We start from the raw sequence: 18877 nt of genomic DNA, 5'->3' as shown, positions 1-18877 counted from the left end.
CGCCACCACCGGAGCCGGTCCCCCCGCGCCCGTTACCAGCTGGTCTTGCGCTCCAGCTCCCATACCATCATGATCGTCGACGGGTCGATGGAACGCTCGACGCCGGAGATCTCCTCACTGGCGGCGATGTACTGCTTGCCCTGCCACAGGGGCAGCAGCCGCGCGTCGTCCACGAGGATGTCCTGCGCCTTCTTGAAGTGCTCGACGACGTCACCGCGGTCGCTGCGGCGGCGCGACTCGGGCAGCAGTACGTCCGTGATCTCGGGTGACTTGTACGGCGTACCGAGCGCGTTCTGCTCGCCCACGAACGGCGCGATGAAGTTCTCGGCGTCCGGGAAGTCGGGGAACCAGCCGCGGCCGAACACCGGGTACTCGCCCTTGCGGTAGCCGGCCTCGTACGTCTTCCAGGGGCGGCCCTTGACGGTGACGCTGAACAGGCCGGTCCCGTTGAGCTGCCGCCTGAGTTCCTCGAACTCGGGCTTGGTCGTGGAGCCGTACCGGTCCGTCGTGTACCAGAGGGTGAGCGGCACACGTTCGGCGATGCCCGCCTCCAGGAGGATCTGCCGGGCCTTGGAGGTGCTGGGGCTGCCGTAGTCGTCGAAGAAGCCGGTGGTGTGTCCCGCCAGTCCGCGCGGGACCATGGAGTACAGCGGCTCGACGGTGTCCTTGTAGATGTTGTGGGCGATGGCCGGCCGGTCGACGACCTGGGCGACGGCCTTGCGGACGGCGGCCTTCTTCGCCCAGGGGTCCTTCGGGTTGAACACCAGGTAGCGGATCTCGGTGCCCGCGCCCTCCACCAGCTGGATCTCGTCCTTGCCCCGCCGGTTCTCCAGGGCCACGACGTCCTTGGCGGCGAGCCCCCGGAGGGTGACGTCGATCTTGCGGTCCCTCAGCGCGGTGACCATCTCGTCCGAGTCCTGGAAGTACCGGATGGTGACGGCGCGGTTCTTGCGGTCGGCGGAGCCCTTGTAGTTGTCGTTGCGGACGAGCCGGGCCTCCTGCCCCTCTTCGTAGGACTCCAGGCCGTACGGTCCCGAGCCGGTGACCCCGCTGCCCTCGCGCAGGGCGTCGGCGGGGTACTCCTCGGGGTCGACGATCGACATGGCCGGTGTGGCGAGCACGAACGGGAAGGTGGCGTCCGGCTTGTTGAGGCGGAAGACGACCTCGCGGTCCCCCTTCGTCTCGACCCGTTCCAGGCTGCCGAGCAGACCTGCCGGGCCGCCGTCCACGGCGATCTTCCGGATGCGGTCGATGGAGTGCTTCACGGCCTCGGCGTCCAGCTCGTGCCCGTCGGAGAAGGACAGGTCCTCCCGCAGCGTGCAGCTGTACCTGCGGTTCGAGGTGTCGGTGAAACGGCAGCTCTCGGCGGCGTCCGGCTCGGGCTCGGCCGCCCCGGCGGGGTAGCTCAGGAGGGTCTGGTAGATGTTGCGGAACAGCTCCCACGACCCGTCCCAGGACGCGGCGGGGTCGAGGGTGCTCGGTGCGCTGGTCGTGCCCACGACGACCGGACCCTCGCCCTCGGACGTGTCCGAGGAGAACACCCCGCACCCCCCGACCAGGGATATGGACGTGATGGACGCGATCACCGACAAGTGCCGTAGAGACCGGTTCCGCTTGTACACACGCACGCTCCTCGATCTGGCCCCGCCAAGGTGGGCAGGACCATATCGCAGTGCCCCGCCCGTCAAACGGCTCTGACGGCGGGGCACTTGACGTGCATGAACATCATCTGTTCGATTTTTTTCGGCTCTGCGGCTCTTGTTTGGAATCTGTGCGGAACATATCCGTCTACCGCACGAATTTTCCGAGCGGAAATCCCGTGTACGACACAGGGTTTAAAACGCCGAATTTGTTGTCGGGCGGCGCCGCCCGGAACGCGCCGGCGTTCCGCTCAGGAAACGCCGGCGCCCCGGTCAGGAAACGCCGGCGTTGAGGAAGATGCCGCCGTCGACGACGAGCGTCTGTCCGGTGATCCAGTCCGACTGCTCCGAGGTGAGGAAGGCCGCGGCGCCCCCGATGTCGGAGGGCACACCGAGCCTGCCGAGCGGGTAGGCGGCGGCCGCCTCCTCCTCGCGCCCCTCGTACAGGGCCTGCGCGAACTTGGTCTTGACCACGGCGGGCGCGATCGAGTTGACCCGCACCAGGGGCGCGAACTCGTGCGCCAGCTGCAGGGACAGGTTGATCATGGCGGCCTTGCTCATGCCGTAGGCCCCGATGAACGGCGAGGCCGAGACACCCGCGAGGGAGGCGATGTTGACGATCGCGCCGCCGTTCGCGCTCTGCCACGCCTTCCACGTCTGCTGGGCGAAGCCGAGCGCGGAGACGACGTTGGTCTCGAAGACCTTCCGCGCCACGTTGAGGTCGAGCTCGGCGATCGGCCCGAACACCGGGTTCGTACCGGCGTTGTTGACCAGGAAGTCGACGCGGCCGAACGCCTCCATGGTGCGCTCGACGGCGACGGCCTGGTGGGCCTCGTCGTGGGCCTTGCCCGCGACACCGATGACGCGGTCGGCGCCGAGCTTCTCGACGGCCTCCTTGAGCGCGTCCTCGTTGCGGCCGGTGATGCACACCCGGTCGCCACGGGCGAGCAGTGCCTCGGCGACGCCGTAGCCGATGCCGCGACTGGCGCCGGTGACGAGGGCGACCTTGCCCGAGAGTTCCACAGTGGTCATGTCCCTGTCCCCAGTCCTAGTTGAGCGGTCCGCCGGCCACGTACAGCACCTGGCCGGAGACGAATCCGGCGTCGTCGCCCGTGAAGAAGGCGATCGCGTTGGCGATGTCGTCCGGGTTGCCGACGCGCTGGACCGGGATCTGGGTGGCGGCGGCGGCCTGGAACTCCTCGAAGCCCATGCCGACCCGCTCGGCGGTCGCGGCGGTCATGTCCGTCACGATGAAGCCGGGCGCCACGGCGTTCGCGGTGACGCCGAACTTGCCGAGCTCGAACGCGAGGGTCTTGGTGAAGCCCTGCAGACCGGCCTTGGCGGCGGAGTAGTTGACCTGGCCGCGGTTGCCGAGCGCCGAGGACGAGGAGAGGTTGACGACCCGGCCGAACTTGGCCTCCACCATGTACTTCTGGACGGCCCGCGTCATCAGGAAGGAACCGCGCAGGTGCACGTTCAGGACGGTGTCCCAGTCGGACACGCTCATCTTGAACAGCAGGTTGTCGCGGAGCACGCCCGCGTTGTTCACCAGGATCGTCGGCGCCCCGAGCTCCTGGGCGACCCGTGCCACGGCGGCCTCGACCTGCGCCTCGTCGGAGACGTCGGCGCCCACCGCGATCGCCTTGCCCCCGGCGGCGGTGATCTTCTCAACGGTGTCCTTGCACGCGGCCTCGTCGAGGTCGATCACCGCGACGGCTCGGCCCTCGGCGGCCAGTCGTACGGCGGTCGCGGCGCCGATGCCGCGCGCGGCACCGGTGACCACGGCGACACGCTGCTCAGTGGTGGACATTGCTGGTTCTCCTCGCCCTTGGGGAAGCCCTGGAACGGTACACCCCGCTGGTGAGCGACCGCTTAGTACCTTCAACGGACGAGACGCTAGAAGCCTTGGCACCCAGTGTCAACGGCAAGCGGCGCCCATGTGATCCATTACCTGGCCGACGGGTGATCCATCACCTGACCAGCAGGTCGAGCAGGCGCGTCGTTTCGGCCGCGGGATCCGCCGTGAGACCGGTGTGGACGGGCCCCGGCTGCACGACCGTGGAGCGGGGCGCGATCAGCCAGCGGAAGCGCCGTCCGGCGTCGTCGCCCGCGGCCTGCCCGGCCGCCGCTCCCCCGAGGCAGACACCCTCGATGCCTCGCAGGGACGCCTGTACGCCCGCCAGGTCCGCCGCCGGGTCGAGCGCGCGCAGCTTGTGCTCGTCGAGATGGGTTCGGGCGGCCACGAACGAGTGCGCACGGCAGTACACGAGCACGCCCGCGTTGAAGTACTCCCCCCGTTCGACGCGCGGCACGACACGCAGCACCGCGTACTCGTAGACGAAGCGCCCGTCCTGTCCGTCGCGCCCGCTCACTTCGCCCCCTCCTGGATGTTCCGGACGTCCTGGGTACGGATGCGCTCGTGGACGGTGGCGGCGCGGGCGAGGAGCGGCTGCGCGTACGCGCGCCGGAGCGCGTCGGCCGAGTCGAAGCCCGGCTCGTCCCGCAGCCACGCCTCGGGGATCGCGGCGGTCACCTCGGCGAGCAGCTCCTCGGTGACACGTGGCCCCAACTCCGCGGCGGCGGCCCGGATGTCGGGGCCGAAGGGGGCCAGCGCGTGGTCGGTGGCGTCGTACGGCTTGGCCGCCGAAGCCTGTGCGCCGGGCCAGTTGTGGTGCCAGATCATGGTGGCGCCGTGGTCGATGAGCCACAGGTCGCCGTCGCGGACCAGCATGTTAGGGTTCCGCCACGATCGGTCGACATTGTTGACCAGCGCGTCGAACCAGACGACCTTCCCGGCTTCTTCCGGGCTCACCTGGTGCGCGAGGGAGTCGAAGCCGATCGCCCGGGAGAGGAAGTCCATCCCGAGGTTCAGCCCGCCGCTCGCCTTGAGCAACTCCTGCACCTGCTGGTCCGGTTCGCCGAGTCCGATGACCGGGTCGAGCCCGATCGCGACCAGCCCCGGTACGCGCAGGCCGAGGCGTCGGGCGAGTTCACCGCAGACGACCTCCGCGACGAGCGTCTTGCGTCCCTGTCCGGCGCCGGTGAACTTCATGACGTACGTGCCGAGATCGTCGGCCTCGACGAGTCCCGGCAGCGAGCCGCCCTCACGCATGGGCGTGATGTAGCGGGTCGCGCTGACTTCCTTGAGCATCGCCCCAGGTTACTGGGGTGTTCCCGGTCCGCCCACGCGACGTTCCACGTCCACGCACACGTACGTGTCCATGTCCCCGTCCACCCGCATGAAGGGATCACCTGTGACCGCCGAGGACCTGCCCCTGCAGTTCGCCCGTACGAAACGCTTCTCCCTCGGTGTGCCGCGCGGCTTCACCGTCTCGCCCGACGGTGACCGTGTGCTCTTCCTGCGCACCGCGAGCGGCCGCTCCGCGACGAGCCTGCTCTGGCTGTACGAGAACTGCGAGGAGCGACCGCTCGCGGACCCGCTCGCCCTCGGGGACGGCGGCGAGGTCCCGGAGGCCGAGCGGATCCGCCGCGAACGGGCCCGCGAGACGAGCGCCGGAATCGTCTCGTACGCCACCGACGCGGCCGTCCGCCTGGTCGCGTTCGCCCTCTCGGGCGCCCTGTGGGTCGTACGCACCGACGAGGGCACTCCCCGCCGGATCCCCACGGCCGGCCCGGTCGTCGCCCCGCGCCCCGGCCCGGACGGCACACACATCGCGTACGTGAGCGGGGGCGCCCTGCGTGTCGTACGCGCAGACGGCACCGGTGATCGCGCACTGGCCGAACCGGAGGGTCCGGAGATCACCTACGGCCTGTCCGACCATGTGTCGGCCGAGTCGCTGGACCGTACGCGGTCCTTCTGGTGGTCGCCCGACGGGGACGCGCTGCTGGTGGTCCGGGTCGACAACGCGCCGGTCCGGCAGTGGTACATCGGCGATCCGGCGCACCCCGAGCGTCCCCCGCGCGCGATCCGGTACCCGGCCGCGGGCACCGCCAACGCGCAGCTGTCCCTGCACGTCGTGGACCTCGACGGCGGTCGCGTAGACGTGGCGCTTCCCAAGGAGGCCACGTCGCATCCGGGCGGGGAGTGGACCGACCCCGCCTTCGAGTACCTCGCGCACTGCGACTGGAGCGAGGCCGGGCCCACCGCCGTCGTGCAGACGCGGGACCAGCGCTCGGCGTATGTGCTGCGCGTCGACCCGGCGACCGGCGCGACCACGACGCTGCACCACCTGAAGGACGCCGCCTGGCTGGAGTTCGCACCCGGAACACCCGCCTCCACCACAGCCACCGGTCTCGTCCTCACCACCCAGGAGGGGACCCGCGGGCTGCTGATGACCGGAACCGGGGTTCGCACACCGGAGGGCATGTACGTCCATGAGCTGCTCGGTACAGCGGGTGACCGGCTCTACTTCATGGCTGCCGAGGAGCCGACCGAGGCGCACGTCTGGTCGTACGACGCGGTGAACGGCTTCCGGCGGCTGACCGACGAACCGGGCGTGCACCGCGCCGTCGTCGGGGGCGGCACCGTGGTGCTGGACAGCTCGACGCTCGACGGGCAGATGGTCGAGGTGCTGCGGGACGGCGCACCGGCCGGGCGGATCGAGGTACTGGCCGAGCGCCCCGTGACCCGGCCGCGCCCCCGCTTCCTGACTCTCGGCACCCGCGGACTCCGGGCGGCGCTGTACCTGCCGACGTCGTACGGGCCGAATTCGCCCGAGTCGGATTCGTACGAGCCGGATTCGTACGGGCCGGGCGCGGACCGCCTCCCGGTGATCGTGCACTCGTACTCCGGGCCGGGCGCGCAGAAGGTCGTGAAGGCGGCCATGTGGCACCACGCCGTGAACCAGTGGTTCGCCGACCAGGGTTTCGCGGTGCTGTCGGTCGACGGACGCGGCACCCCGGGGCGCGACCGGGCCTGGGAGACGGCCATCCACGGCGACCAGCTGATGCCGGTGATCGAGGACCAGGCCGACGCCGTGCGCGCGGCGGCGGAACTCTTCCCGGAACTGGACACGAGCCGGGTGGCCGTCCGCGGCTGGTCCTTCGGCGGATACCTCGCGGCGGGAGCCGTACTGCACCGGCCCGACGTGTTCCACGCGGCCGTCGCGGGCGCGGCGCCGACCGATCTGCGGCTGTACGACACGCACTGGAAGGAACGGTATCTGGGGCACCCGGACGTGCAGCCGGACCATTACGATCGCTGCTCACTGGTGGCGCACGCCCACAAGCTCACGCGCCCCTTGATGCTCGTCCATGGGCTGGCCGACGACAATGTGGTGCCCGCACACATGCTGCGGTTCTCGGCGGCACTGCTGGCGGCGGGCCGGCCGCACACCGTGCTCCCGCTGGCAGGCTCGACCCATCTGGTGGCACAGGAAGGCGTGATAGACACCCTGCTCCGAATGGATCTCGATTTCATCAAGAAGTCGCTCGATCTCCGGACCGCCTGAACCATGCAGGTGACGTGCCCGTACCCCTTGTCGGATCGACGCACATCCACGCAAACGAACAACCGCACAACCGCACGTCCGCGCACTTGTACATCCGCACACCTGCACATCTGTGGAAGGGACCGCCACTATGTCCAGCGAATCGATTCAGCCTGCTCCGGCACTCTGTCGTCGCACCCTCCTGGCCGCGCTCGGCGGGGCCGGGCTGGCCGCCACGCTGACCGCCTGCGGGGGCTCCGACGACAAGTCGTCGGACTCCTCGTCCGACTCCTCCTCCGGCGCGTCGACCGGATCCGCCGGCGGCGCGGCACTCGCCAAGACCACCGACATCCCGGAAGGTGGCGGCAAGATCTTCGCCGACCAGTCCGTGGTCGTGACGCAGCCGACGGCCGGTGAGTTCAAGGCCTTCTCGACGGTGTGCCCGCACCAGCAGCAGCGTGTGAACAGCGTGGAGAACGGCGTCATCACCTGCCCCGCCCACGGCAGCCAGTTCAACGTCACGGACGGTGGCGTCAAGAAGGGCCCCGCGACCAGCGGGCTGACCGCCGCCAAGATCAAGGTGAGCGGGGACTCGATCACGCTCGCCTGACCGGGCGGGGCCGTTTGAAGCAGGCCAGCACGTCGTCCGTGGTGGTGATGGTGGCCACCAGGGCGAGCGTGTTGCGGATCATCGCGGGGGTGTAGTCCGAGGGCACGCCCGCGATGGCGTCGCCGGGGACCACCGCCCGGTAGCCGCGGTTCACGGCGTCGAACACCGTGTTGGGTACGGCGACATTGGCGGAGACGCCGGTCACGACGAGCGTGCGGCAGCCCAGGTTGCGCAGCAGCGCGTCCACGTCGGTACCCGCGAGGGGCGACAGACCGTGCAGCCTGCGTACGACGAGGTCCTCCGGGGCGACCTCCAGGGGCGGCGCGACACGGACCGCCGTACTGCCCGCCAGCTGCTGCACGGGCAGCCGTTCGGCCGCGCGGAACAGCCGGGCGTTGTGGTTCGCGCCGCGGCCGTCCGGGCGGCGCTCGGCGATCGCGTGCATCACCTGTACGCCGCTCTCGTGGGCCGCGGCCACCAGGCGTGCGACCCGGTCCAGCACACCCGACGAACGGACCTCCCGGGCGAGTTCCGGCAGCGCGCTGTCCGGGCCGACGACACCCTGCTGGCACTCGACGGTCAGCAGCACCGTGGTCGCGGGATCGAGGAGTTCGCTGAGCTCTTCGTACGACGGCATGGCTTCCCCTGTCGCGAGCGGTCTTCCGGTCTTACGGTCTTACGGCTGTCCGGTCTTGCGGCTGTCCGGTCTTACGGCTGTCCGGTCTTACGGAGCCGGATCCCGGACCGGATCGGATCGGATCGGCCGTGGCCGGGTCGGCCCGACCGGCGGTGGCGGGCGAGCGTAGCCACCATTGCGTACGGACGGAAGACGCCCCATGCTTTCCTGACGCGACGTCAGGCGTCACGTCAGCCACGACGTCGATGTCAGGCACCACGGCAAATACCACGTCAGGCACGACGTCAGGAAGAGGGAGCCGCATGGCCGCCACGCAGCGCCGGGGACGAAGGATCATGATGACGCCCGACGAGCTGGACGAGTTCCTGACCGCGCAGCGCACCTGTCGCGTCGCGACCGTCTCCGCGGACGGCGCCCCGCATGTCAGCACCCTCTGGTTCGTCTGGGACGGCAAGTCGCTCTGGCTGTACTCGATCACCCGCAGCAAGCGGTGGGCCGACCTGCGCCGCGACCCGCGCGTGGCCGTGGTCGTCGACGCCGGCGAGGAGTACGGGGAGCTGCGGGGCGTCGAGGTGTCGGGCTCGGTCGAGTTCGTCGGTGAGGTGCCGCGCACGGGAGAGCCCTGCCCCGAACTCGACGCCGTGGAGCGGCTGTTCGCCCACAAGAACTTCGGCCTGGAGGAGATGCCGCACGACGGCAGGCACGCCTGGATGCGGCTGACACCGGAGGCGACGGCCTCCTGGGACTTCCGCAAGCTCGCCGCCCTGTGACGGAAGCGGTGCCGGAACGGTGACGGAGGCCGGAACGGAGACGGCGACAGCGACCGTGTCACTCGTGCGCCGAGCCCGCCGTCCGCAGCGCGTCCGCCACCGCCCTGATCGACGGGCGGCGGTCGGCGTCCGCCCGCCACACGGCGTACACGTGCCTGGTGACCCGGTGTCGCACCGGGACCGTCCGCACACCCGCCGGTACCGGTCCGCGACCGAGTCTGGGCGCGACGCACACGCCGAGTCCCGCCGCGACCAGGGCGAGCTGCGTGTGGTGCTCCTCCGCGCGGTGGGCGATCACCGGCTCGATCCCCTTGCCCCGCAAGGTGAAGAGCAGCCACTCATGACAGAACTCGCCCTCCTCCCAGGCGATCCACTCGTCGTCGGCGAAGTCCTCCAGGTCCACCTCCGGGCGATCGGCATGGCGGTGTCCCGCGGGCATCGCCACGTCGATGGGGTCGTCGAGGAGCGCGGCCTTGACCAGCCCCTCGGGCATGGGCAACGGCTTGTTGTACCAGTCGAGGACGACCGCCAGGTCGATGTCGCCGCGCAGCACCCCGGCGACCCCGCCCTCCGGCTCCAACTCGCGTGAGCGGACGCGCAGTCCGGGATGCCCGGCGCGCAGTGCGGCCAGGGCGGTGGGGAACAGCCCGCGCGCGGCCGTGGGGAAGGCGGACAGCCGCAGCTCCCCCACCACCTGTCCGCGCTGCGCCTCCAGATCGGACTGGGCCAGCTCGACCTGGGACAGGATCCGGGCGGCGTGGTCGGCGAGCAGCCGTCCGGCGTCGGTGAGCCGCACCCCCCGCCCGTTCTTGGCGAGCAGTTGCTGTCCCACTTCGCGCTCCAGCTTGGACATCTGCTGGGAGACCGCCGAGGTCGTCACATGCAGCCCGTCGGCCGCGCCACCGACCGAGCCGTGGCGGGCGAGGGCGTCGAGAGTACGCAGTCGCTCCAGGTTCAACATGTAAGCAATGCTACGAGATACCGAGTGAAAAGTCTCGCTTGTTCTACGCAATCATTTCCGTCATCGTGAGACGCATGAGCGCCCCGACCGAGCCCCGCACGCCTCTTCCCGCCGCCTCCGACGCCGCTTCGCCCTCGCCCGGCCCCCGTCCGGAGGCGGCCCCGCTCGGGGACGTCGCCTCCCGGCCCCGCCCGGCTCTCGACTGGCGCCTGCGGTTCGGCGCCCTCTCCCTCGTCTGGGGTTTCAGCTTCCTTCTGATCAAGGTGGGCACGGACGGCTACGCGCCCTTCCAAGTGACGCTCGGGCGACTGCTGTTCGGCACACTGGTGCTCGCCGCGGCGATGCTCTGGAAGCGCGAGCGCCTGCCGCGCGGGGCACGCACCTGGGGACATCTGGCGGTCGCGGCCCTCCTCCTCAACGCCCTGCCGTTCTCCCTGTTCGCGTACTCCGAGCTGACGATCCCGTCCGCCCTGGCGGGGATCTGCAACGCGACCTCGCCCCTGTGGGGCATGGCCCTGTCCCTGGTGGCGCTCTCCGAGGACCGGCCCACCCGCCGTCGCGTGGCCGGCCTCGGCCTCGGATTCCTAGGCGTGCTGACCGTGCTCGGGGCCTGGCAGGGCTTCCACGGCCTGGACGCGGCGGGCACCACGATGGCGCTGCTGGCCTCGCTCAGTTACCCGATCGGCTGGATCTACGTCCGCCGCACGCTGGCCGGCTCCAGCCACTCCAACCTGTCGCTGACCGGTGCCCAGCTGTTCCTCGCGACGCTTCAACTGGCCGTCGTGACGCCGCTGTTCACCTCGGCGCCGACCCGCTTCGCGCTCATACCGCTGCTCGCGGTGGTCGCGCTCGGCGCCCTCGGCACGGGGTTCGCCGTCCTCGTCCAGTACGGTCTGGTCGCCGAGGTCGGCCCGACCACGGCCCAGATGGTCACGTACTTCATCCCGGTCATCGCCACCGCCGCGGGTGTCGCGATCCTCGGCGAATCGCTGACCTGGTCGACGCCGGTGGGTGCCGCCGTCGTGCTGGCGGGCGCGGCCCTCACCCAGTCCAAACCGAACCCCTCCCGAACGAGGCCCGCCCCGAACGGCCCCTGACACCGACCGACCGGCGGACGCCCATTTTTTGCGCCCCCGCACCTGCCTCGGGGGCGCTGCCCCCGAACCCCCGGTCCTCAAACGCCGTACGGACTGAGACGCAGCCGGACCGGCGGACATCTCTCAGCCCGCCCACGAATCTTCAGCCCGTCCGGCGTTTGAGGTCGAGCGCGAAGCGCGATACGGGGGCGAGGGGCGCAGCCCCATGCGGTGACGGGAAGGGTAAGGGCGGCGGGGGCGAAAAAACGGGCGCCACCCCGACGCCGGTCAGACAGACCGGCGAGCCGGCGCCGACCCCACCGCCCCGGCGACCGCGTCCGCCACCACCCCCACCTCGCCCGGCGTGAGCGTCGAGACGGTGATCCTCAACCCGGGCGCCGCGTTCATACGGAAGCGCGCCCCCGCAGCCACAGCCCAGCCGGAATGCAGCAGCCGCGCAACCGCCCCGGTCTCGTCCGGGACAGGCACCCACACGTTCATACCGCTGCGCCCCCACGCCTCGACACCCCGCTCCGCGAGCGCGCCGATCAGCGCGTCACGCCGGACCCGGTACGCCGACGCCACCGCCGCGGTGTCCACCGCGCCGCTCGACCACAGCCCGACCACGGCCCGTTGCAGCAGCCGGCTCACCCAGCCCGGCCCCAGCCGCTGCCGCCCCTGGACCCGGTCCGTGGTGACGGCGTCACCGACGAGCACCGCCAGCCGCAGATCGGGCCCGTACGCCTTGGCGACCGAGCGCACGAACGCCCAGTGCCGGGTCGTACCGGCCAGCGGGCACAGGGGCAGGTCGACGATGCGATGCCCGTGGTCGTCCTCGACGAGCAGGGTCTCCGGGTACTTCGCCAGCACGTCACGCAGGGCACGCGCGCGCGGAGCGCTCACCGCGGCGCCGGTCGGGTTCTGCGCGCGGTCGGTGACGATCAGGGCGCGCGCGCCACCCGCCAGTGCGGCTCGGACGTCCTCGGGCAGCGGACCGTCGGTGTCGACGCCGACGGGAACGGCCCGCAGTCCGAGGACCGGCACCAGGTCGAGCACGCTGTGCCAGCCGGGATCCTCGACGGCGACCGCGTCACCGGGCCTGAGATGGACGGCCAGCACCCGTTCGATGGCGTCGAGCGACCCGGAGGTGACGACGACCGGACCGTCCGGCACCCCGTCCGCCGCCAGTTCCGCGCGGGCCAGCCGCGCCAGATCCGGGTCCACCGCGGCCTCTCCGTAGAGCGTCGGTGTGCGGTCCGCGAATTCCGCCGCCGCCGTGAACGCCGCGCCGAGGGAGGGCAGCAGGGCCGGGTCCGGATTGCCGTCGGACAGGTTCCGTACTCCGGGTGGCACGTCCAGGCGGGACAGCTCACGAGCGGTCGTCACCGGTTTGGAGCGCACACGGCTGCCGCGCCGCCCCGCGGTCTCGATGACCCCTCGTTCGCGCAGGGTGCGGTAGGCGGCCGCGACGGTGTTGGGATTCACCTCCAGCCGGGACGCCAACTCCCGCATCGGCGGCAGCAGTTGACCGGGCTCCAGCTCTCCCGAACCCACCGCACGCTCGACACTGGCCGCAATCTCGGCTGCGCGCCTGCCCTCGATCCGATACTCTCCTAGCACAAAGCAGAGTATGCACTAGTGCAATACAACTCGCAAACGCCCACTGGAGAGCACCATGACGGAGACGGCCGCCCCGCGCCCCGCCACCTACACCCCGACCGACCGCACGGTCCCCACCCGCTCCAAGGACCGCGCCGCCTACGACCACGAGATGGTCCACTCGATCCTCGACGAGGGGTACGTCTGCCACCTCGGGTTCGTCCGCGACGGGGCGCCGGTCGTGCTGCCCACGCTGTACGGGCGGGTCGGCGAGCGGCTCTACATACACGGCTCGACGGGTTCGCGCCCGCTGCGCATGGCGGGACAGGCCGACCCGGGTCTCGCGGTCTGCCTCACGGTCACGCACGTGGACGGGCTCGTGCTGGCCCGCTCGGCCTTCCACCACTCGATCAACTACCGGTCGGTGGTGGTGCACGGCGTGGCGCACCAGGTGACGGACCCGGACGAGAAGCGGGACGCCCTGGACGCGCTCGTCGACCACGTGGTGCCCGGCCGCTCGTACGACTCCCGCGCCGCCAACGCCAAGGAGCTGGCCGCGACCTCCGTACTGCGGCTGGACCTCGACGAGGTGTCCGCCAAGCTGCGCACCGGCGGTCCGAACGACGAGCCCGAGGACCTGGGGCTGCCGCACTGGACCGGCGTGCTCCCCGTCCGCACGAGTCACGGAACCCCCGTGCCCGCCGACGACCTGGCTCCGGGCATCGAGGTCCCCGACTATCTGACGACCCTCTGATGCTCATACATCCCTGGGACGCGCCCCACGACGACTCCGAGTGGCAACAGTGGCTGGCCGTCCACGACTTCGGGCAGCTCGCGGTGAACGGCCTGCCCGGTGAGCCGCCGCACGTCCAGCCCCTCCACTTCGCGCACGACCCCGGGCGCGGCGAGGTGCTCGCCCATCTGGCCCGGCCGAACCCGGTGTGGCCCGCGCTGCTGGCCGACCCGGTCGTGACGCTGAGCGTGGTCGACGACTACGTGTACGTCCCGGGCCCCTGGCAGGCGCCACCCGATACCCCGTCCGAGCACGGCACCCCGACGAGCTTCTACGCGGCGGTCCAGCTCCGCTGCGTCGCGCATGTGGTGGACGACCCCGCCGAGAAGGCCGAGCTCCTCAACCGCCAGGTCGGCCATTTCCAGCCGGAGGGCGGTTCCGCCGGAGCTGCCGTCGGGGAGGACCCGTACGGCCGTCTCCTGCCCGGGATTCGGGGCATCCGGCTCGAAGTGACGGGCGTACGGGCGAAATTCAAGTACGCGAATCACCGTACGGAGGAAGTCCAGGACCGTGTCGCGGCCGAACTGTCCGGTAGAGGTGGCTCGCGGGACGAGGCGGCACGAGCGCATCTGCTGAGGCGCCGCAAGACCTGAGACGGGGGCTCGCCTCACGCCTGACCAGCCGCGTGGGCCGTACAGGGGTGGGCCCACGCGGCTGGTCATGGCCGCTCCCGGACGATTCGACGAGCTCTTCCCAGGGACGGGCGAACGGGCGAGACGTTTCCAGGGACGGGAGACGGGCCAGAAGACGGGTCAGACGGCGGTTCCCCGCTCGGACATCTCCCTTTCGGTGCCGCCCGCCCCGCGTGCCACCGGCTCCTGCGAAGTCTTGGCGGGCGCGGACGTCTGCGCGATGAAGGCACCGCACAGCACCACCGCTCCGCCGATGATCTGGGGCGCCGAGAGGTGTTCTCCGAGCAACACCCAGGCGAGTACGGTCGCGATGACCGCTTCCAGACACGCCACGACTCCGGCCACCTGCGGCGACAGCCTGCGCACCGCGAGGACACCGGTCACATAGGCGACGACGGTCGCGATCAGCACGATCCAGCCCAGCAGCAGCGAGGCCGCGACGGTCGTCCCGTCCAGGTCCGCACCGCCCCCGAGCACCGACCAGTCCATGCCCCACGGGCGCGCCACGGCCGTCAGGACGAGCGCGCCGACGAGCAGCCCGTACGCGATGACGCCGAGCGGGGCCGGTGCCTCCTCCCCCGCGTCGCCGCCCTGGTCGGCCAGGACGAAGTAACCGACCTGGCAGCACGCGGCGCCGAGCGCGAGCAGCAGTCCCAGGACGTCGAAGCTCAGTCCCGCCCACACTTCGACGACACAGGCGAGACCGCCGACGGCGAGGACGACACCGAGGGCCGCGGCACGGGTGACGGGCCGGCGCTGCACGAACCGCACCCACCCGAGGACCAGCGCGGGCGCGAGGTACTCGACGAGCAGCGCGACCCCGACGGGTATCCGGGAGATCGAGGCGAAGTAGCAGGCCTGGACACCCGCGACGGCCAGCAGCCCGAATCCGGCGAGCAGCGCGGGGCGCCGACGCACCAGGTTCCGGTGGCGTACGGCCAGCGGCAGCATGACCAGCGCGGCGCCCGCGACGCGCAGCCACACCACGTCCAGGGGGTCGAGACCCGCCTCGATCAACGGTTTGGCGGCGACGCCGGATCCTCCGAAGGCGACCGCCGACCCGAGCGCGAGCCCCAGCCCGACGCCTCTGCCGCGCCGGCCGTGACTGATCTCTGACGTATGCACCGGCACATGATGACAGGCGACGACATGAGCGTCACCCTCGTTGACACCTGTCTCAACGATTGGACGCGCACACACACGCACACGCCGAACCTGAACCGGCACCCGACCCCGGCCCACTCCTCGGCGCAGGCGTCCGCGAACGACTCAGGCTTCGAGGCCCCGCTCCGCCATCACACCGTCCAGGCGCACCAGCAGCTCCCGTACGTCGACCCCCGCGCGTCCCAGCACCTCCACGGCCCGGGACCCGGGTTCGGCGGCGAGCGCGGCGAGCAGGTCGACGCCGTCCGCGAGCAGGCCGCCCCGCCGCACGGCGCGCTCGTACGCGGCCGCCATGACGCCGGCCGCCACCGGTGACCACCCGTCCTCGGTCACCACCGGCACGGCACCCGAGTTCTCGACCGAGCTCTGCCAGCGGAGCCCGTAGCCGATGCTGCGCTGGACGAGGTAGCCGAGCAGCCGGGCGATCTGCGGCCCGCTGCCGAATGCCTCGCGCGCCTCGGGGTCCGACTCCAGGAGCGTGTGCAGCAGATGAGCCGTGTCGATCTGCCGGTCACCGTCCCGCAGCGCTCTTCGGCGCGCGCCCGCGACCACCGCCGCCAGCTCCGCGCTGAGGCGGGCCTCGACATCGGGGCCGACCGGGCCACGTCCGGCGTCCAGCTCGGCGTCCTGCTCGTGGGAGATACGGTGTTGCACGTCTCCCACCTCATCAGCCCCCCGGCAACCGGTCATCCTCGCGGGGAAGCATCTTCGCGTCCGACACAGGGTGGGCACCGGTGTCCGGCTCCTCCTCCTTACGAATGACATCGCGCCGTTTTCTCCCCCAGGAGCGCGCGCCGCTTTGCTCCGCGCCTCAGGGGGCCTCCGGTGCAACTCCCTCACGCAACCGTGCCGCTCCGGCACTCGTCCACAGGGACATGGAGAGCAGGTGCTGGCTGGTGGCTCTGCCGTCGGTGGACGGCAGGCAGTACGTGTACCGGGTCTACGCCCCCGAGGACGCGCTGCTCGCCGACCTGTTCTGGGAGGCGTGGCACTGCCACGACGAAGGGCCTTTCCCGCGCGCGTGGGACCTGTTCGACGCGGCGGTGATACGGCGGGTGGGCTGAGCCCCGCCACGGCGCGGGAGCCGCGGGACGGCGGCCGGCAGACGGCAGACGGCAGACGGCAGACGGCAGACGGCAGACGGCAGACGAAACAGCATCTCCACACCGCCTGACGGTTCATCAGTATTGAATGTTCACGGCTCTACGGCTACGTTCCGCGACACCGTAGCCAGCTGCGCCCGGCGCAGCGCCCGAGACAAGGGGGTGGCCGCATGGCCGAAGTCAGCGCGGAAGCACGGATCGAGGCGCCCGCCGAGAAGGTCTGGGCGCAGCTCACGGACTTCTCCTCGTACGGCGAGTGGAACTCCACCCACACCAGCTTCCCGAAGGGCGGCCCCGACACCCTGGAAGTCGGCGGCACGTTCGAGGAGAACATGAAGCTCATGGGCTTCCCCGCCGAGGTCAACTGGACCATCGAGGAACTGGAGACGGCCCGCACGCTCGCGATCCGGGGCAAGGGGCCGATGTCCGTGACGGTCGCCACGCGCTACACCCTGGTCCCGGAAGGGGACGCCACCACGGTCCGTATCGACGGCGAGTTCACGGGCGCCGCCGTCTCACTGATGGCGGGCAAACTCAAGGACTCGGCGACCGCGGCCCTCAACGAGTCCCTGCGCAAACTGAGCGGCCTGGTCGCCTGAAGGACTCCCCGCCACTGCCACACACACTTCCACACGCACGCGGCTCCCACTCGATCCCCCACCACCACGTAGGGGGTACCTCGAAGCCGAGGTACCCCCCTCTGCCACGGCCGGTTCGGCCGGGTGAGCCATCAGTCCTCGTCGGCGAGGATCAGATACAGCTTCTTGCGTGATTCGTTGATGACGGCCAGCGCCTTCTCGCGCTGCTCCTTGCTGCCGGTCTTCCAGACCTGCCCGAACGCCTCCATCAGACCGAAGCCGGCCTGCCGGATGTCGCTCAGCGCCTCCCAGTCGACCCCGCGTCCCGCGTCCTCCCAGGGCGCTTCCGGCCCCTCGTCGGCCGCGACGCGACCCGCCTCGGTGAGCGAGAACAGCTTCTTGCCACCCTCGGTCGCACTGCTGATGAGACCTTCGTCCTCCAGCAGCTGAAGGGTGGGGTACACCGAGCCGGGGCTGGGCTTCCACGCCCCGCCGCTGCGCTCGGCGATCTCCTGGATCATCTCGTAGCCGTGCATGGGCCGGTCCTTGAGCAGGGCCAGGATCGACGCGCGTACGTCACCGCGCCGCGCCCTGCCACGCGGTCCGCCCCTGCCTCCGCGCCCACCCCAGGGGCCCGGGCCGAAGCCCGGACCACCGAAGCCGGGACCGAAGGGACCGAAAGCCCCACGCCGTCCTTCGAAGCCGCCCCTCTCGGGACCGCCAGGACCGCCGCCGGGGCCACCCCGGCCGCGTCCACGACCATGCCCGTGACCTGGGCCGAAGCCCGGTCCGTATTCCTCTCCATGGGAACGCATCGCAATCACTCCATTCCATCGTTGATCTGTCGCGATGCGTCAACGATATATCGGAAGCACTCGCCTGGCAAGGCCCCCGGGCGCGCCCGCCTCATCTCCCCGGGCCACCCCGACCGTCCGGGCCGCCCCGCCGTCCGGGCCACCCACCCCGAATTGGCCTTGGCCCCCTTGCGCGATCAGCGCCTACCGTCTGGCCCATGCGGATCCGTATCGTCGACGCCTTCACCGACCGCCCCTTCGCCGGCAACCCGGCCGGGGTCCTCCTCCTCGACTCCTCGACGTCCTTCCCGGACGACACCTGGCTGCAGGACGTGGCCCTGGAGGTCAATCACGCCGAAACGGCGTTCGCCCACCCCCTGCCGGAGGGAGGCGAGGCCGACTGGGCGCTTCGCTGGTTCACCCCCGCCGCCGAGGTCGCGATGTGCGGCCACGCGACCCTCGCCACCGCGCACGTGCTGGCCACCACCGGGGCCGTACAGGGCCCCGTGCGGTTCGCGACGCGGAGCGGCGTGCTCATCGCGACCCCGGGGGACGACGGCTCCATCACGCTGGACTTCCCGACCGCCCCGCTCACCGCGGTCGAGATCCCGCAGGGTGTCGCCGAGGCTCTGGGTGCCGAGCCCCTCAGTACCCATGACACCGGCCCGAACATCGGTGACCTGCTCGTCGAACTCGCCGACGAGAAGACCGTCCTGGGCCTGACCCCCGACATCGCGTCCCTGGGCCGCCACTCCGAGCGCGGCATCATCGCCACGGCCCGGGCCGAAGACCCGTCCCGGGGTTACGACTTCGTCTCCCGCTGCTTCTTCCCGAACATCGGCATCGACGAGGACCCGGTCACCGGCAGCGCCCACACGGCCCTCGCGCCGTTCTGGTCCGAGCGCCTCGGCCGAACCGGACTGACCGGCCTGCAGGCATCGGCCCGCTCCGGTCGGGTCCGCACGGAGCTCCGCGGAGACCGCACGCTGCTCTCGGGCCGCGCGGTCACCGTGATCGAGGGCGACCTCCTCGTGTGAGCGGCGCCCATCGACCGTAGCCGGGGCGAGACGGGACAAGACGAAGGGGCGTACGGCTCACCCGTACGCCCCTTCGTGTGCCCCGCGCATCCC

At 71.0% G+C, this 18877-nt stretch carries 20 protein-coding genes; 9 read left to right on the top strand and 11 right to left on the bottom strand.

Features of this window, described 5'->3' with window-relative positions; all coding sequences use genetic code 11:
* Nucleotides 1-32 precede the first annotated feature (32 nt).
* From OHS59_RS36995 to OHS59_RS36975, 5 genes are all read right to left on the bottom strand, one after another.
* A complete protein-coding gene (locus tag OHS59_RS36995; protein WP_328497685.1) occupies nt 33-1622 on the bottom strand; it encodes an ABC transporter substrate-binding protein in 1590 nt (529 codons plus the stop codon).
* A gap of 291 nt (nt 1623-1913) precedes the next feature.
* On the bottom strand, nt 1914-2672 hold the full coding sequence (locus OHS59_RS36990; protein ID WP_328497684.1) for an SDR family oxidoreductase: 759 nt from the start codon (nt 2670-2672) through the stop codon (nt 1914-1916).
* Nucleotides 2673-2688: 16 nt separating this feature from the next.
* Nucleotides 2689-3450, bottom strand: a complete 762-nt coding sequence (gene fabG / locus OHS59_RS36985; RefSeq protein WP_189779686.1) for a 3-oxoacyl-ACP reductase FabG — start codon at nt 3448-3450, stop codon at nt 2689-2691.
* Between the two features lie 160 nt (nt 3451-3610).
* On the bottom strand, nt 3611-4012 hold the full coding sequence (locus tag OHS59_RS36980) for a DUF3037 domain-containing protein (protein WP_328497683.1): 402 nt from the start codon (nt 4010-4012) through the stop codon (nt 3611-3613).
* The gene (locus tag OHS59_RS36975; RefSeq protein ID WP_328497682.1) at nt 4009-4791 is read right to left on the bottom strand and encodes a HipA family kinase; all 783 of its coding nucleotides are present in this window, start codon (nt 4789-4791) and stop codon (nt 4009-4011) included. Before OHS59_RS36975 ends, OHS59_RS36980 begins: the two co-directional genes overlap by 4 nt.
* A 70-nt stretch (nt 4792-4861) precedes the next feature.
* On the opposite strand from OHS59_RS36975, the gene OHS59_RS36970 reads away from it, so the two are divergent.
* Entirely contained in the window at nt 4862-7051 is a 2190-nt protein-coding gene (locus OHS59_RS36970) for a prolyl oligopeptidase family serine peptidase (protein ID WP_443061558.1), read from the top strand.
* Nucleotides 7052-7181: 130 nt separating this feature from the next.
* Nucleotides 7182-7640 carry a Rieske (2Fe-2S) protein gene (locus tag OHS59_RS36965; RefSeq protein WP_328497681.1) on the top strand — a complete coding sequence of 153 codons (459 nt, stop codon included), beginning with the start codon at nt 7182-7184 and terminating at the stop codon, nt 7638-7640.
* Here OHS59_RS36965 and OHS59_RS36960 read toward each other — a convergent pair.
* Nucleotides 7627-8277, bottom strand: coding sequence for a cysteine hydrolase (locus OHS59_RS36960; RefSeq protein ID WP_328497680.1), 651 nt, complete (start codon nt 8275-8277; stop codon nt 7627-7629). The genes OHS59_RS36965 and OHS59_RS36960 overlap by 14 nt on opposite strands.
* Before the next feature lie 302 nt (nt 8278-8579).
* On the opposite strand from OHS59_RS36960, the gene OHS59_RS36955 reads away from it, so the two are divergent.
* A complete protein-coding gene (locus tag OHS59_RS36955; protein ID WP_328497679.1) occupies nt 8580-9047 on the top strand; it encodes a pyridoxamine 5'-phosphate oxidase family protein in 468 nt (155 codons plus the stop codon).
* A 58-nt stretch (nt 9048-9105) separates the two neighbouring features.
* Here OHS59_RS36955 and OHS59_RS36950 read toward each other — a convergent pair whose 3' ends face one another.
* The gene (locus OHS59_RS36950) at nt 9106-10008 is read right to left on the bottom strand and encodes a LysR family transcriptional regulator (protein WP_328497678.1); all 903 of its coding nucleotides are present in this window, start codon (nt 10006-10008) and stop codon (nt 9106-9108) included.
* 74 nt (nt 10009-10082) lie between these two features.
* On the opposite strand from OHS59_RS36950, the gene OHS59_RS36945 reads away from it, so the two are divergent.
* Nucleotides 10083-11105 carry a DMT family transporter gene (locus OHS59_RS36945; protein WP_443061557.1) on the top strand — a complete coding sequence of 341 codons (1023 nt, stop codon included), beginning with the start codon at nt 10083-10085 and terminating at the stop codon, nt 11103-11105.
* A gap of 267 nt (nt 11106-11372) precedes the next feature.
* On the opposite strand, the gene OHS59_RS36940 is transcribed toward OHS59_RS36945, so the two are convergent.
* Nucleotides 11373-12704, bottom strand: coding sequence for an aminotransferase class I/II-fold pyridoxal phosphate-dependent enzyme (locus tag OHS59_RS36940; protein ID WP_328497676.1), 1332 nt, complete (start codon nt 12702-12704; stop codon nt 11373-11375).
* A gap of 55 nt (nt 12705-12759) precedes the next feature.
* Between OHS59_RS36940 and OHS59_RS36935 the strand changes: the two genes are divergently transcribed.
* Both OHS59_RS36935 and OHS59_RS36930 read left to right on the top strand, forming a co-directional pair.
* Nucleotides 12760-13437, top strand: a complete 678-nt coding sequence (locus OHS59_RS36935) for a pyridoxamine 5'-phosphate oxidase family protein (protein WP_328497675.1) — start codon at nt 12760-12762, stop codon at nt 13435-13437.
* Nucleotides 13437-14069, top strand: coding sequence for an FMN-binding negative transcriptional regulator (locus OHS59_RS36930; RefSeq protein ID WP_328497674.1), 633 nt, complete (start codon nt 13437-13439; stop codon nt 14067-14069). The genes OHS59_RS36935 and OHS59_RS36930 overlap by 1 nt, the downstream gene beginning before the upstream one ends.
* Before the next feature lie 159 nt (nt 14070-14228).
* Here OHS59_RS36930 and OHS59_RS36925 read toward each other — a convergent pair whose 3' ends face one another.
* On the bottom strand, nt 14229-15239 hold the full coding sequence (locus OHS59_RS36925) for an EamA family transporter (RefSeq protein ID WP_328497673.1): 1011 nt from the start codon (nt 15237-15239) through the stop codon (nt 14229-14231).
* A gap of 138 nt (nt 15240-15377) precedes the next feature.
* On the bottom strand, nt 15378-15926 hold the full coding sequence (locus tag OHS59_RS36920) for a Clp protease N-terminal domain-containing protein (RefSeq protein WP_443061556.1): 549 nt from the start codon (nt 15924-15926) through the stop codon (nt 15378-15380).
* Between the two features lie 221 nt (nt 15927-16147).
* Between OHS59_RS36920 and OHS59_RS36915 the strand changes: the two genes are divergently transcribed.
* Together OHS59_RS36915 and OHS59_RS36910 are read left to right on the top strand one after the other, a co-directional pair.
* Entirely contained in the window at nt 16148-16336 is a 189-nt protein-coding gene (locus OHS59_RS36915) for a hypothetical protein (protein WP_217459888.1), read from the top strand.
* A 209-nt stretch (nt 16337-16545) separates the two neighbouring features.
* Complete coding sequence (locus tag OHS59_RS36910; RefSeq protein ID WP_328497671.1) at nt 16546-16974, top strand: type II toxin-antitoxin system Rv0910 family toxin; 429 nt, start codon at nt 16546-16548, stop codon at nt 16972-16974.
* Between the two features lie 131 nt (nt 16975-17105).
* Here the strand turns inward: OHS59_RS36910 and OHS59_RS36905 are convergent, their stop codons facing one another.
* Nucleotides 17106-17768, bottom strand: a complete 663-nt coding sequence (locus OHS59_RS36905; protein WP_328497670.1) for a PadR family transcriptional regulator — start codon at nt 17766-17768, stop codon at nt 17106-17108.
* Nucleotides 17769-17965: 197 nt separating this feature from the next.
* Between OHS59_RS36905 and OHS59_RS36900 the strand changes: the two genes are divergently transcribed.
* Nucleotides 17966-18784, top strand: a complete 819-nt coding sequence (locus tag OHS59_RS36900; RefSeq protein ID WP_328497669.1) for a PhzF family phenazine biosynthesis protein — start codon at nt 17966-17968, stop codon at nt 18782-18784.
* Nucleotides 18785-18877 lie beyond the last annotated feature (93 nt).

It is taken from the genome of Streptomyces sp. NBC_00414 (genome assembly GCF_036038375.1).
Classification (GTDB): Bacteria; Actinomycetota; Actinomycetes; order Streptomycetales; family Streptomycetaceae; genus Streptomyces.
Note: the sequence above shows the minus strand (reverse complement) of the source record. Positions and strands in the feature narration are given on the sequence as shown.

Coding starts and splice junctions, on each gene's coding strand:
- OHS59_RS36955 (WP_328497679.1), top strand. CDS start 8,580: ATGGCCGCCACGCAGCGCCGGGGACGAAGGATCATGATGACGCCCGAC.
- OHS59_RS36975 (WP_328497682.1), bottom strand. CDS start 4,791: ATGCTCAAGGAAGTCAGCGCGACCCGCTACATCACGCCCATGCGTGAG.
- OHS59_RS36915 (WP_217459888.1), top strand. CDS start 16,148: ATGGAGAGCAGGTGCTGGCTGGTGGCTCTGCCGTCGGTGGACGGCAGG.
- OHS59_RS36910 (WP_328497671.1), top strand. CDS start 16,546: ATGGCCGAAGTCAGCGCGGAAGCACGGATCGAGGCGCCCGCCGAGAAG.
- OHS59_RS36905 (WP_328497670.1), bottom strand. CDS start 17,768: ATGCGTTCCCATGGAGAGGAATACGGACCGGGCTTCGGCCCAGGTCAC.
- OHS59_RS36990 (WP_328497684.1), bottom strand. CDS start 2,672: ATGACCACTGTGGAACTCTCGGGCAAGGTCGCCCTCGTCACCGGCGCC.
- fabG (WP_189779686.1), bottom strand. CDS start 3,450: ATGTCCACCACTGAGCAGCGTGTCGCCGTGGTCACCGGTGCCGCGCGC.
- OHS59_RS36970 (WP_443061558.1), top strand. CDS start 4,862: ATGTCCCCGTCCACCCGCATGAAGGGATCACCTGTGACCGCCGAGGAC.
- OHS59_RS36930 (WP_328497674.1), top strand. CDS start 13,437: ATGCTCATACATCCCTGGGACGCGCCCCACGACGACTCCGAGTGGCAA.
- OHS59_RS36900 (WP_328497669.1), top strand. CDS start 17,966: ATGCGGATCCGTATCGTCGACGCCTTCACCGACCGCCCCTTCGCCGGC.
- OHS59_RS36965 (WP_328497681.1), top strand. CDS start 7,182: ATGTCCAGCGAATCGATTCAGCCTGCTCCGGCACTCTGTCGTCGCACC.
- OHS59_RS36935 (WP_328497675.1), top strand. CDS start 12,760: ATGACGGAGACGGCCGCCCCGCGCCCCGCCACCTACACCCCGACCGAC.
- OHS59_RS36960 (WP_328497680.1), bottom strand. CDS start 8,277: ATGCCGTCGTACGAAGAGCTCAGCGAACTCCTCGATCCCGCGACCACG.
- OHS59_RS36950 (WP_328497678.1), bottom strand. CDS start 10,008: ATGTTGAACCTGGAGCGACTGCGTACTCTCGACGCCCTCGCCCGCCAC.
- OHS59_RS36945 (WP_443061557.1), top strand. CDS start 10,083: ATGAGCGCCCCGACCGAGCCCCGCACGCCTCTTCCCGCCGCCTCCGAC.